At 42.1% G+C, this 259-nt stretch carries 1 protein-coding gene; it reads left to right on the top strand.

The features are described from left to right. On the top strand, positions 1–259 hold a 259-nt coding region (locus I5349_RS13860), incomplete at both ends, for a Gfo/Idh/MocA family protein (protein WP_226391370.1).

The raw sequence follows: 259 nt of genomic DNA, 5'->3' as shown, positions 1-259 counted from the left end.
AGCATACAAGTAGTACATATTTGTACGCCGAATTTCCTTCACTTTCCGCAAGCTAAAGCATGTATGCTAGCCGGTAAACATGTGGTGTGTGAAAAACCACTTTCGATGACAATCGAAGAAGCTGAAGAGCTTGTGAAGGTGGCAAAGGAAACCGAACTAATTAATGCAGTTCATTTCAATTTAAGATATTACCCAATGGTACGGCAGATGCGAGTGATGCGTCAAAAAGGCGAATTGGGTGATGTTTACTCCGTGATGG

It is taken from the genome of Penaeicola halotolerans (genome assembly GCF_016464625.1).
GTDB classification, from domain to species: Bacteria; Bacteroidota; Bacteroidia; order Cytophagales; family Cyclobacteriaceae; genus Penaeicola; species Penaeicola halotolerans.
Note: the sequence above shows the minus strand (reverse complement) of the source record. Positions and strands in the feature narration are given on the sequence as shown.